The organism is Streptomyces sp. SID3343, assembly GCF_009865215.1.
Lineage (GTDB): Bacteria > Actinomycetota > Actinomycetes > Streptomycetales > Streptomycetaceae > Embleya.
The window spans coordinates 1-13,379 of the sequence record NZ_WWJX01001420.1 but is presented as its reverse complement, the minus strand read 5'-3'; the positions used below and the strand labels follow the sequence as shown (position 1 = coordinate 13,379).

Below are 13,379 nucleotides of genomic sequence, written 5' to 3'. Positions count from 1 at the left end.
CTATGCGCCTTGACTCAGTACACAGGACATGACTATCGTCGATTCCGACATCATCGGACTCGCACCTCTTGAGGAGCCGAGGAGCCTATGAGTGCTTGGTCGCCTCCGCCCGGAACCCGCGGAGACATCTCGCTCGTGCGTACCGGATTGCCCATGGCCCGCGCTGATTCGCGGGACTGTCCCACGGCCCGAGCCGTGAAGGTCCGACCCGGTGTGCGCGAGACAGGGGCGGGAACTCGTGGCAAACCGATCTACGAGACCTTCACGCCCGGCCCGTTCATGGCGGCACTGGATCTGATCGAGTTCGACGACTCGAGGTCCGTGGACTCCGTACTGGAGCAACTGCGCGTGACCCGAGGGAGGTTCGGGAAGCGCGGAGCTCCCGCCCACCCCGGCCACATCGCGTGGGTGGCCGAAGCCGTCGAGCGCTATCTCGACAGTCGAGCGGCCGACGAGGCCGCCCGGGCGGCCTCGGGGGCACCTCCCACCTATCCCGTGCGCCACGAGTGGATCGTGCGCGACGAACTCACGGTCGCCGATCGGCGCGGCGCGCTGATATACGAACGCACCGCCTGGGGACGGCGCTACGCCACGGCCGATGGCAGCCTGCGCGAACTGCGCCTGCTTTCGGTCGGCGACTCGAAGGAAGACCGACCGGCATCCGAGAAGGCGGCGGCCGCGTACATCGTGGCCTTCGGCCTGCCCGCGTACAACGAATGGGGCAAGGCATATCTGCCGGTGCCCGATCTGCCGGCGCAGGCGACCCGGGTGCCGGATCGCGTCCGAGTCCTGGACTTCGGGTGCGGCGACGACACCGCCACGGAGTTGGTCGACTGTACGCCCGAGCAGGCTCGGGACGCCTTCGCCGAGCACGCCGTACCCGTGCTGGCCGAATCGGTGGACGGAGACGGGAAGTCGCCGGGGTCCGCGTGTGTCGATTGCAAAGCGCTCGCCGGGTGCGCCGAGTTGCCCCGTACGCCGGTCCTGCTCGGCGTGCCCGCGCCGCCCCGGCGGCGGCGCCGACGCAGCGTGTCCGCCAGTGATCTGCGCACTCATGCCGAATGTCCCACGAAGTTCCACTTGACGAGGGTCCTGCACGTACGCTCACCGCGTCCGGAGAACGATGCGATCCAGCGCGGCCGGGCCGTCGACGCCTGGCTCAACCAGTGGCATCTCGTTCGGCATCCCCGAGGCTGCCGAGACGTCGAACTCCCGCCCGACGGCGAGGAACTGACCGTTGGTGCTCTGCACCTGGTCGGTGCGCCGGCCCGGACCGCCGCCCGCATGATCGCCGAACACCGCACGTTGTGTCCGCTCGACGGGCTTGCCGGACGGGAGGTCGTCGAAGTCCAGAAACAGGTCACCGCCTACGACCCCGAACTCGACGCCGTGATCATCGCGAAGCCCGACCTGCTGTACACCCGCGACGGCGGGTGGATCTGGCGGGAGACGAAGACCGCCGCGCACTACCTCTACGAGGGCAAGCCACTGCTGGGCAGCTATCCGCAACTGGCGTTGGCCGTGCTGTTGATGGCTGCGGGGGTGCTCGGTGGCGACTCGACGAGGGCACGGATCGAGCTGGAGATCCTCTACCCGGATGACAGCAGCCTCGAGGAGATCGATCCGGGACGCGACAGTGTCGTCGAGGAGGCCCGGGCTGCCGTGCGCGAGTTGGCCGCGCCGTGGGCCGGCGACGAGACGCACGAGCCACGTGTCGGCCGGCAGTGCTCACACTGCGAGGTCGTGGAATGGTGCTCCGCAGGCCGTGAACACATCGCCGCCGGCGGGGTCGAGGCTCCTCGGGGGAGTTCGTGAGCGAGGAGCCCGCACGCGCGTCCGGCGCGTGGCTCGCGGACGCCGGCGTGCCGCTGATGCACACCCTGGCCGGCGCGATCATCGCCCTGGCCGAGACCACCGGCCTCGACGCGTTCACCCTGCCGTACCCGCCCGAGGCGCAACGAGCGCTCGACCGAACCGCCCTCGCGTGCCTGCGACGCGGTGCGGCGCCACCACACAGCATTCCGGAGCTGGTCTCGTGGTGCCGGTCGCGGCCGATCGCCAACTGGCCGTTGGACCTACCACCGGATGCGGTCGGCGACACCGATCGGCTGCTGGATCCGCGCTCGGGCCTGCCCACCGAACTGTGCCACGAGTGGTATCTGAAGACGCGCGACAGTGCGACGAGACGTTACGACCGCGACATCATCCACGAAGCGTTCACCCGCTGCCGGGAGAGTGGTGAGCCGGATTCCTACACGAGCTTTCGCCGGCTGCTGGTCGAGCGGCCCGTGCGTACGTCCGCCGAATTCTTCACAGACCGCACCGATTGGCAACTTGCCCCCGTGCGAGACCTCTTGGGCCTGATCTACTTGCCGGTTCCCGCGAGTCACCGTGGCGCCGACGGCGAGGGCTATGCCGTGTGTGGTCGATGCGCGACGTTGCTGATTCCACTCGTCGGTGGGGGGTGGTGGTGCGAGCGCGATGCATGCCGGCGTCAGGGAAGCGCGCCGATCGACCGTCGGTTGCCGGTCGCGGAAACCGGCGGGCTCGTCCAACTCGCCCGACCGTTGCGGCAGTTCGTCACATGGCCCGGACGCGCCGAAATCGAGCTGGAGCGGATCCTCCTCGCTGCGGGCCTGTCCGTGCAGATGTGGCCCGGTTACGACGCCTACGACCTGCGGGTGACCTTCCCCGACGGCTGGGTGTGGGCGATCGACGTCAAGGATTGGGCTCATCCTGGGCTGCTCGGCACGAATGCGACCGCGGTGCGACGCGAACCTCCCTACGACGAAGCCTTCTGGGTCGTACCGACCCATCGGATCCGTGATCGCCCCGACTACATCGACGTCTACAACCGCAACCGGCCCGAGCACGCCGAAGACCTCGTTCTGCTGACGGACCGTCAAGTGATGGACACGGCTCGACAACGCCTGCGCGCAGGTCGCTGCCGGAACCGAGAGGACGACCCGGATGCGTGATCGCGAGAGCTGGCACATGCCGGTCAGTGGGCCTTTGACGCGGCTCCTCGACGAGGAGCACAGACCCGGAAGCACCCCGCAGGCATCCCAACTGTGCCAAGTGGAACTGGGGCTCAGGCTGTTGGAGAAGCTTGCTCCCGAGCACTCGGCCGAGGGCGTGTGGACCCTGCTCGGTGGCTACCCGTTCGCCCGTGCGGCGGCTATCGCGCGCACGACGGACGACGAACGACTCCTGGCGGTCGGCCGCCACCTGTTGTGGCCCCTGCGGCGGCGCCGCGCGTGGTTCCAGGCCCTGGACACCTACCGCGACGTGCCCCAACGACTGCGCGGCTATCTCGTCCCGCCGGGCGCCGGCCCGGCTCGACGATACGAGCCGGCGATCCTCGCCGCGCGGTTCGATGTCTACGACGCCGCGCTCGCCGCGCCGCCCGCCTTCGTGCGCCGGCCGCTGCCGCTCGCGGCGCCGGGGCCGAGCACCTTCTACGAACGCCGTCGACCCACCTCTGTCACCTTCCCGTCGGACCTGACCCCGGAACCGGCCACCGGGCACGATCTCGCCGGCGGATCACCCGGGACCGGTGCACGTCTGACCATCCCGAAGGCGGAACTGGGCGAAACCGCACAGTGGATGGAGAAGTGCGAGGCCGAGCGTGGCGCCACCGGCGGCGACTGGGTCCGTCGGCTCGCGGACCTGCACTTGTCCACACGTAGTGCCGACGGACGGGGCTTCGACGACACCGAGGAACTGACCCTCGATCGCCTCGTCCACCTCGTCGGCATGGTGGGAGCGGGCAAGAGCACGCTGATGATCCTGGTCTCGGTATGGGCGGCACGCCGCGGCCTGCGGACCACGCTGGTGGTCGGGGATGTCGCCGAACAGCTCCGACTGGCCGCGCTCTTTCGCTCGCTGGGGCTGCCCGCGACGCCCATGGTCGGTCCGACCACCCGGCAGACCCACGTCCAGCGGCTGCATCGTCGTCTCGCGGGGCGGGGCGACGACAATCTACTTCGGCACGACGACCCCGGTTTCGACGACATGAGCACGGTGTGTGTCGCCGACGCGCTGCGCGGAACGGAAGCGGCCGAACCGCTGCGGTACGCGGACGCGCCGTGTGACCAGCTGTACCCCGAAGCCGACGTCGAACCCGACACCGGGTCGGAAGCGAACCTGCTCCCGCCCGGACCCTACCGACCACGCGAAGGCTCGGTGCGACGCCCCCGGCGCGGCGACGATACGCCGCGGCTGGGTAAGCGACACGGTTGCCCACTCTGGAGTGTCTGCCCTCGGCACAAGTCCGCTCGCGAACTCGTCGATTCGTTGATCTGGGTAGCCAACCCGGCGGCCCTCGTGCTGAGTGCGGTGCCCAACCAGCTGAACGAGGAACGGCTTCGTCATCTCGAACTGGCGTGCCTGCGCAGCGATATCGTGATCGTCGACGAGGTCGACCGAGTGCAGATGCAACTGGACGACCTCTTCGCGCCGGCCGCGACGCTCGTGACTCGTGGCCCCGAGTCGTGGCTGGATCAGCTGCACACCCACAAGATCGGCGAACTCTCCAACCAGGGACGGCTACCGCTCACCGAACGCGAGATCGAGCGCTGGGCGGCGTGTCTGGATGTCGTCGGTATCGCCACGAATCGGCTCTACGCGATGTTGATCGCCGACCCGGATCTGGGCACCTGGGTCGATACCGACTACTTCAGCGCTTGGACACTCCAGGAAAAGCTGTTGGAAGACTGGTACCCCAGCCGGCGAACGACCGACGACCTCGGCGAAGGCGCGCTGGACGAGCGAGAGTTGTACGAGCAGGACGACGAAGTCGAGGAGGCGGAAGCGGTCCTCTGCCGAGATTCGACGGGCAACGACGGCGGTCAGCCCTGGTCGGCGCGACGAGCCGAGGTCAGGGGCCTGTTCGACATCTTCCGTGATGATCCCCTCGGGGATCACGGTCCGTACGACTCCACCACCGATCTCCTGGTGCGCAGCACCCAGGACCTCATGCACACCCTCAACGAGCCCGGGTCCCGACAGCGACTGCGAGTCGTTTTGGATCATCTCCTGGCCGGCTCGCCGGCCGCCGAGGCCGGGCCATCCGATCATCCGAACCAGGCGCAGCACATGCGTGGTGACGGGCGATCGGAGGATCCGGCGGACACGCACGGAAGTCCACAATGGTATGAACGGACCGCCCGACGGCTCACGTTCACGCTGCTGCTCGCGGCGCTGCACCAACGGCTGGATCGGCTTGTCTGGCTGTGGCCGATGGTCGAAGCGGCCCTGCACCTGGAGGCCACCGGCAACGAGCTGTCGCGCCGCCCGCCACTGGATTACGCGCCGCTGGTTCCGGAAGCGCCCATGGGTAACGTGCTCGGATTCCAGTACCTACCGGACGAATGGGGAACCGACGCCGACCCGGACGGTCTGCGCAGTGGCACGTTGCGGTTCTTTCGTTGCGCGGGCATCGGTAGGGAACTGTTGCTGACGCTGCCGGAACTCGGTGCCGATGCCGCGGCGGGGCGACCCGGGCCGCACGTGCTGCTGATGTCCGGCACCAGTTGGGCAGGCGCGTCCACTCGGGCCCATGTGTTGGCCCCCGTCGACATGGTCCTCAAGCCGGATCAAGGGTCACTGGACGCCATTCGGCGGACGGTCTTTCGAACCGCGTTCCTCTATGACGAGAACAACCGTGCGCTCAGCGTTTCCGGCCGGCCCCCGAAGTTGCGAGGACCCGTGCTCGCAACGGTGGTCACGCGTCTCGCGGGACCTCGCCCCTCCGGCGCGCTCAGCCCGTTGGAAGAGGAACTCGGCCTGATCGAGGACCCCGAACGCAAGCGAGCCCTGTTGCTCGTCGGCAGCTACAAGGAAGCCACATCTGTCGCGGACCAGTTGCAGTCGATGGACCGTTGGAACGGCCGAGTACGCGTACTCAGCGCCGACGACGCGGATCTCAACCACGGTGTCCACGACGCCGGGCTCGGGGCGGAGACGTTCGGCCCCGCCGCGGCGGTGAGACGCGGTGACGTCGCCACCTTCGCCGAGGATCCCGAGGCCGAACTGCTGATCGCACCGCTGCTCGCCGTGGAACGCGGGCACAACATTCTCAACCACGAACGCAAGGCGGCCTTCGGAAGCGTGCTCTTCCTGGTCCGGCCGCATCCCCGGCCCGATGACCTGTCGCTGGCGATCTTCGCGATCAACGATTGGGCGGCCAGATTCGTCCGTGACCACCCGAATCTTCCGCAGGGGACGTTCGGCAACCTTGTCACCGAGGCCGTCGACCTCGATGCCGCCGGTCTGGCCTTTCGGCAGACCTCGCGCCGGGAATGGCGACGACTGCTTTCGCGGCGATACATGTATTCCCGGCTCGACAAACGCGAGAAGGAATCCTTCGCCTGGGATCAATTGGTAACGGTGTGGCAGGTCATCGGCCGACTGGTGCGAGGCGGAGTTCCCGCACGGGTGGTCTTCGTCGACGCGCGCTTCGCGCCGGCCCTGGCGGCGAGCCTCGCCCCGGGTGGATCGCCCGGTCGGCCCGGACGAGCCGACGAAGGGCTCCTGGCTCGCATGCAAGGCGTCCTGGAACCCTACTTCGATCCACACGCGGATCCCAACGGATTCGCCGACCCTGCGGACCCGGTGTTGGTTCGCATGCTCTACGCGCCGCTGTACGCCGCTCTGCGTGAGCTTCACGGCCGACCGCTTGCCTGACACCCTCCTTCCCGGGCTGGAGCCACCATGGGATTCACTTACGATCGCATCCGCCGCGCCGCATACCTCCCCGTCGAAGGGGAGCCGCTGAGCGCTTCCTACCACGTCTTGGGCTTCCCGGAGCAGTGGCGCACGACCTTGCTCGATCTGTGCAACGTCGGCCGGTCCGACGCCGCCGAGCCCCTTCGCACCGTGCCGACCTACCACTTGGACGGGGTCCTCCAGACCCTCGCTCCGGACCTGATCGTTCGCCCGCGCGTGGTCGGCCCTCAGCGGGAAGGCATCGATCACTGGCTGTACCGGCCGGCCGACCTGCCCAACCCCTTGCCGGATATCGCGCTGGAGGGGTTGCTGAACGTCTGGGTCAAGGGGCTGCGGCCCGAGCCGGAGCATGCGTCGCGGGTCGGTGAGATTCTGCGGTCGTTCGCCGCCGAACCTCCCACGTGGCGCGCCGTCGACGTCGATCTGCTGGCCTGCCCGGTTACCGAGGGCGGGACCGCGAGCCCGGATCACCGGCAATTCCAGTTGACCGCCGACTACTTGGCGCGCCGGGTGGCGGCGTTGCCGCCGTTCGAGACGGGGGCCGGAACGCTGAGGTTTCGTGCGGTGCCGCGGGGGCCGCGTCAGCAGGGGGCGGAACTGATGTCGCAGCCGCTTCCCTACGAAGCGAAGCGAGGCACGTGGTGGTTCTCGGTGGTCCTCGGATTCACCCTGCACACAGTCCCGTTCTCACCGGTCCCACGCCTGCACGTGCACTCGTCGATCCGCCGTTGGGCCACGCGAACCGGCAGCGGCGGCCGGCTGCATCTGCCCCATGGTGTGCGGACCTCCGTCTACTTGCGCCCGACCATCCCGTGGCTGCCGGGTGCTCCGACCAGTGAGCGCTACGCGATTGCCAGGGTGGCCTGGGATCGTTCGCGGCGACAGCACTCATGGCGCGGCGGAGATCCGGCCGGGCTGTTGCAGGCGCTTACCTTGAGCGGGCGATTCCCCGACCCTGTCGATGTGTTGACAGCTCCCGAGCAATGGATCGGCGACGGCCCCGGTGTGCGTGCGGCCGTCGTGTACAGCACTCGGATGGGGGCGCACGCGGTCGGTGCCGGGCTGATGTCCCATCAGCGGTCGCAACTCGTCGCATGGCTGGAGCAGGCGTTGCCGGCCGGATTGCGTCCCGCGCCCGAGCTGACGCGCAGCCGTCGGGCTTCCGGGCTGCCCCTCAACCCTCGGCCCAAGCCGGCGAAACCCGAGAGGGAAGCCGAGGAGATTCGGGCGGCCGAGGAACGAAGGGCCGCCTGGACCGCCTCGATCAACGATATCGCCGGTGCCGAGACCTCGGTGGTCGAGGTTCGGCTGCTGTGGCAGACCGAGCGGATGAGGGACGAAGCGGTGGCGGCGCTCGAGCGGCTGTTGGCTTTGAAGGGAGACAGCCGCGTTGGTACTACCGGCGAGGTGGATCTGCGCCAATGGAACATGCCGGGACTCACTGTTCGCTTGCGCAGTCTGCGGCTGACCGGTGGACTTGCCGACGATTTGGGCATCGACCCGCAGGTGCGCCCGCGCCGCCGTGCGTTTGCGCATGCGCTCGACGAACGACGCAAGAAGGTGTCGAGTTTTCTGACGGCGGACGGCGCTTCGCCGTCGGTTCCGAGCCTGGCGTTGGTCGAACTCGATCGACGCGCGGATTTCAGCTCGGGCGCGCACGACCCGAAGTACGCCTTGCGGCTCGGCTGCGCGGACGCAGGTGTACTCACCCAATTCGTGTCGGTGCCCAAGAAGGTCAAGGGCTACGACTCCGAGAACACCGCCGACTACCGCGCGTGGCAGGGATGGTCGGACGGGCTACGCCAGTTGGGACTTCGCGTGCACCCTGAGCACTCGCTGGGGAACCAACTGCCCGAGGGCCTGCGGTTCGCCGCCGTGTGGATGGTCAAGCGTCGTTCGGACGGCCCGACGCGAATGGCCCTGCACATGCCGGTGGCCGTCTTGGTGACGCCGGACCGAGGGGTGGCAGGCCGGGCCACGGTGCAGGGCTGGGACAGGGACGCCAAGTGCTGGATTCCGTATCCGGAGCTGCTTTTGCGGCTGGCGCAATGTGCCGAACTGCCCGGCGACGAGGCGGAACTCGACGACGGTAGTAACCCGGCCGCGCCGGACGAGATCGAGGCAACCGTTTCGCCGAAACCGACCTTTCGGGAGCGGCAGCGGAGCAGGGACGAACAACGCAAAGAGACGGCCCGGTTCATGCAGCACGTGATCCGTTCGTTGCGAGGAGAACCGACGGTGTTGTTGACACACGCCCAGAACAGTCGATCGCACTGGCCTTGGCTGCAGGACGGCCAGGTGGTCCGGGACCTGATCAAGACCGGTCACGCCCCGGCCGGTCGGCTTGATCGCGACCTACGATTGGTTCGGGTACGCGCCACGGTCGGCGCGGAGACACCGCAGTGGTGGGGAACCGGCGCGCCGACCGGCATCAACGGCCTGTCGTCGGGGATGTGGACCGAACCCCCGGCCGAGGATGGCTCGGCCGGCGAAGCCCGGGTGTTTTACAGCACGACCGAGAAGCCACCGCAGTTCAAGGCGTCCGCCGTCAAGGCCGACAAGTTGGCGCCCCGCACGATGGAACTCGGGGCTCGCAAGGGCGAGGCGACGATCGACACCGGTACTCCTGCCTGGAATTCGGGCCTGGTCGAAATCGCCGTGCTCGGTTGTCACGAGGACGCTGCCGACGACGCGGAAGCGTTGGCCCTCGCCGTGCATCAACTCAGGTATGCGCCGGACTTTCCGGACGCGCTGGCGTTGCCCTTGCCCCTGCACTTGGCGGCGCGAGCACAGGAGTACGTCCTGCCGACCGAGACCGAAGGCGAGTCTTCCGGCGAAGCCGCCGACGAGGCTCTGCTCGAATCCGGACCGACCGGCGACCCGGACTCGGAACAGCTCGAACTGCCGGGCTTCGGCTGAGTGGTGGGGCAGTAGGAACCGGCCGGCCCCTCCGGGGCCGGCCTCGGGGCCGTCTTGCGACGGGCCCGCTAGCGGATGTCCGGCTCCACCGGGGTGTTGGGGCAGTCGGCCGCGAGGTTTTGCAGGGTGGTTCGTTCGGTGGGGTCGACGGTCAGGTCGTACTTGGTTTTCACGGTGACCCAGTCGGTGAGGTAGGTGCAGCGGGCGCCCTCGTACGGGGGCATCCAGGTGCTCGGGTCCTGGTCCGCCTTCTGGCGGTTCCACTTGGCGGTCACCGCGACCAGGGCGCGGGGTTGGGTCAGGTCGTTGGCGTAGTCCTGGCGTTGCTGCGGGGTCCACGCGGACGCGCCGGAGTCCCAGGCTTCGGCGAGCGGGACCATGTGGTCGACGTCGAGGGCGCCGGCGCTGTCTACGTAGGCGTTCTCGTAGTACGAGTACCAGCGGCCGCCGGTGAGGGCGCAGCGGGTGCCGACCGCGGGGGGATCCACGGCCTCGGAAATGAGCACTTCGGCCCGGGTGTTGCAGCCGTTCTTGTCCGCGTCGATCCAGTGCCGGAAAGCGTCGCGGTCGTAGCCGGCGCGGTTCTCGTCGGCCACGCGCAGCGCCGCGATCGCGTCCCGCAGCGGCGTCCGGGCGTTCGCCGCGGTGTCGGTGCCCGGCGCTGCGGTCGCGGGCGCCGCGAGCAGCGCGCCCGTGCCGGCCGTCGCGATCAGTACTGCGGCGAAGCGCCGCCCCATTGTCGTCTTCGTCATCACGTAGCCCTCAAGATCGCCGAGACACGGTCGATCTCTTTGTAGTGGGTCGGCTACGCGACGTGTACATCGCGGCCGGCGCGCCACCCGAACGAGTGGCCGCCGATCGGTCGACTCAGAACACCACCACCGAGCGGGCGATCTCGCCCTTGCGCAGCGCGTCGTACGCGTCGTTGGCCTCGGTCAGGTCGATCCGCCGGCTGATCAACTCGTCGATCCGCAACCGACCTTGCAGGTAGAGATCGACGTAGCGCGGCATGTCGGTGGTGAACGTGTTGGAGCCCATGTGCACGCCGCGCACCGTCTTGCCCTGGCCCCACAGGGCGTAACCCGGGACGTCCACGGTCGCCGTCATCGGTGTCACCCCGACCACGTACGCCGTGCCACCGGCGCACGTCATCGCGAGCGACTGGGCGATCGTTGCGGCCAGACCGATCGCCTCGAAGGCGTGGTCGACGCCGAACCCGTCGGTGAGTCCGAGGACTTCGGCGACCGCGTCGGTGTTCGCGGCGTCCACGACGTCGGTGGCGCCCAGGGTCAGCGCGAGGTCGCGCTTGGCCGGTTGCAGGTCCACCGCGATCACCCGGCCCGCGCCGCGCAGCCGCGCGCCCTGCACGATGTTGAGTCCGATCCCGCCACACCCGAGCACCGCGACCGTCTCGCCGGCTCGGATATCGGCGCTGCGCCATGCCGCGCCCACTCCGGTGGTCACCGCGCAGCCGATCACCGCGGCCACGTCCAGCGGCATCTCGGGATCGATCGCCACCACCGCGTTCTGGTGCACCAGCATCTGCTCGGCAAGCCCACCGATCCAGGAACTGGCGTTGACGGCTTGCCCGTTCATCGACAGGCGGGGGCGCTCGTCGGCGCCGCGCATGGTGGCCGCCTTGTTCGAGCACAGCCAGGTCCGGCCGCGCGCGCACTGCGGGCAGCGGCCGCAGAACACCGACAGGCACGCGATCACGTGGTCGCCCGGCGCGACGCGGGTGACGCCCGCGCCGACCGCGAGTACGGTCCCGGACGCCTCGTGGCCGAGTACGGCGGGGCGCTGGTGTGGGATCGCGCCGTCGAGGATGTGGATGTCGGAGTGGCACAGGCCGCACGCCGCGGTGCGGATCAGCACCTCGCCGGGGCCGGGGGAGTCGATGTCGACGTCGGCTATGTCGAGGGTGCCGGGTTGGGTGGTCAGGATGGCCGCGCGCATGGGGGGCCTTTCGGGGGTCGGGGGCGGGAGCCTGCGCCCGGGTCGCCGGGTCGCCGGTCACCGGAGCCGGGTTGCCGGGTTGCCGGGTCGTGTGGTCGCTTGGTGCCTACGCCGGGCGGCTGACGCCCTTGGTCTCGGTGAACTCGCGGAGTCCGGCGAGCCCTTGCTCGCGTCCCAGGCCGCTTTCCCGGAAGCCGCCGAACGGCCCGAGTGCCCGTGCGCCGTTCACGGTGACCTGGCCCGCCCGGATCCGCCGCGCGACGGCGCCCGCACGGTCCACGTCGGCGCCGTGTACCGCGCCCACCAGCCCGAACCGGGAGTCGTTGGCCATCGCCACGGCCTCGTCCACGTCGCGGTAGGGGATCACTGCCAGGACCGGCCCGAAGACCTCCTCGCGGGCGATCCGCATCGTGTTGGCGACGCCGGTGAGTACGGTCGGCGCGACATAGTGGCCGGTGCCGGGGCCCTCGACGAGGCCGCCGCCGTGCGCGATCACCGCGCCGTCGGCCACCGCGCCCTCGATGTCGGCCAGTACCCGGCCGGCCTGCGTCCCGCTGATCAGCGGGCCCATGTCGGTCGCGTCGTCGCGCGGGTCGCCGACCCGTACCGCCGCCGCCAGTGCCACCAGGCGCTCGACGATCTCCCGCTCGCGCGCGGCCGGGACGAACAACCTGCTCTGGAGCACGCACACCTGGCCCGCGTGCCGCGTACACCCGTCGAACAGGGCCTGCGCGGCCAGGGTTTCGTACGCGTCGGAGCCGAGGTCGTCGAGGTGGATCGAGGCGGACTTGCCACCGAGTTCGAGCACGACGCGCTTCAGCGTGCCGGCCGCGTCCGCGGCGATGCCCTTGCCGACCGCGGTGCTGCCGGTGAAACTGATCATGTCGACGCGGTCGTCGCGAGTCAGCGCGCGGGCCGCGTCGAGCGATGTCGTGGACACCACGTTGACCACGCCCGGTGGGATGTTCGTCTCGGTGTCGACGATCCACGCGAGCGCGAGAGCGGCCAGTGGGCTCAGCGGCGACGGCTTGAGCACGACGGTGTTGCCCGCCGCGATCGCGTTCGCGACCTTGGTCAGGTTGAGCGTGTGCGGGTAGTTCCACGGCGTGATCGCCGCGACCACGCCGTGCGGTTCGTGGACGAGCGTGCCGGTCGCGCCGGGGCCCGACAGCGGCTCCTCGGCCGGGACGAGCGCGAGTTGCGCGGCCCCCGCCGCGATCGATGCCGCCGCCATCACCTGCCCGGGCCGGTCGTTGGCCACGCCCCACTCGATCCTCGCCAGGGCGTCGAAGAAGCCCTGATGCCGAGTCAGCGCCGCGGCCAACTCGCCCAGGCACGCCGACCGTTCGGCGGCGCTCAGCCTCGGCCACGGACCCGAGTCGAACGCGACCCGCGCCGCGCGGACCGCGTCCCGCATGTCCGTGACGTCACCGTCGGCCACGGCCGCCACCACCGACCCGTCCACGGGCGATACGTCGTCGAACCGGCCGAGCCCCCCGGCCCGCCACTTGCCGCCGATCAACAGCCCGGCCCGGGCCACCGTTCGTATGTCCAACGTCATGGCCGGCACTCCGTTTCCGCCGCGAGACAAGGTCTCTGCTCCACCGCCGGGCGACACGTGTCGCATCACGCGGCATCGGCGGGAGGCTAACCACAAACGCTGCACTTGACTAGGTCAAGCGATACCTGGAGAGCATGGCATCCGACACACCCCGGACCGTCACCCGACAACTCCACCCACCGACCACCCCGCCACCGCCGCATCACACCACCGC

The 13,379-nt window shown here is 69.4% G+C and carries 7 protein-coding genes; 4 read left to right on the top strand and 3 right to left on the bottom strand.

All coding sequences use genetic code 11. From position 1 onward, the window contains the following. Positions 1 to 213 precede the first annotated feature (213 nt). The 4 genes from GT354_RS44910 to GT354_RS44895 are packed head-to-tail and all read left to right on the top strand — an operon-like array spanning position 214 to position 9,648. Positions 214 to 1,815 (top strand): PD-(D/E)XK nuclease family protein, encoded by a 1,602-nt coding sequence (locus GT354_RS44910; protein WP_346012464.1) that lies wholly within the window; start codon positions 214 to 216, stop codon positions 1,813 to 1,815. Beyond that, positions 1,812 to 2,978 (top strand): hypothetical protein, encoded by a 1,167-nt coding sequence (locus GT354_RS44905; protein WP_346012463.1) that lies wholly within the window; start codon positions 1,812 to 1,814, stop codon positions 2,976 to 2,978. The genes GT354_RS44910 and GT354_RS44905 overlap by 4 nt, the downstream gene beginning before the upstream one ends. Next, complete coding sequence (locus GT354_RS44900) at positions 2,971 to 6,687, top strand: hypothetical protein (protein ID WP_161363072.1); 3,717 nt, start codon at positions 2,971 to 2,973, stop codon at positions 6,685 to 6,687. Before GT354_RS44905 ends, GT354_RS44900 begins: the two co-directional genes overlap by 8 nt. 27 nt (positions 6,688 to 6,714) lie before the next feature. Further along, complete coding sequence (locus GT354_RS44895) at positions 6,715 to 9,648, top strand: DUF3962 domain-containing protein (RefSeq protein ID WP_161363070.1); 2,934 nt, start codon at positions 6,715 to 6,717, stop codon at positions 9,646 to 9,648. Positions 9,649 to 9,716: 68 nt separating this feature from the next. Here the strand turns inward: GT354_RS44895 and GT354_RS44890 are convergent, their stop codons facing one another. The 3 genes from GT354_RS44890 to GT354_RS44880 all read right to left on the bottom strand — a co-directional run bounded on the left by GT354_RS44890 (position 9,717) and on the right by GT354_RS44880 (position 13,165). Beyond that, a complete protein-coding gene (locus GT354_RS44890; protein WP_202513011.1) occupies positions 9,717 to 10,400 on the bottom strand; it encodes an HNH endonuclease family protein in 684 nt (227 codons plus the stop codon). 115 nt (positions 10,401 to 10,515) lie between these two features. After that, on the bottom strand, positions 10,516 to 11,604 hold the full coding sequence (locus GT354_RS44885; RefSeq protein WP_161363068.1) for a Zn-dependent alcohol dehydrogenase: 1,089 nt from the start codon (positions 11,602 to 11,604) through the stop codon (positions 10,516 to 10,518). 106 nt (positions 11,605 to 11,710) lie between these two features. Then, positions 11,711 to 13,165, bottom strand: coding sequence for an aldehyde dehydrogenase family protein (locus GT354_RS44880; protein WP_161363066.1), 1,455 nt, complete (start codon positions 13,163 to 13,165; stop codon positions 11,711 to 11,713). Positions 13,166 to 13,379 lie beyond the last annotated feature (214 nt).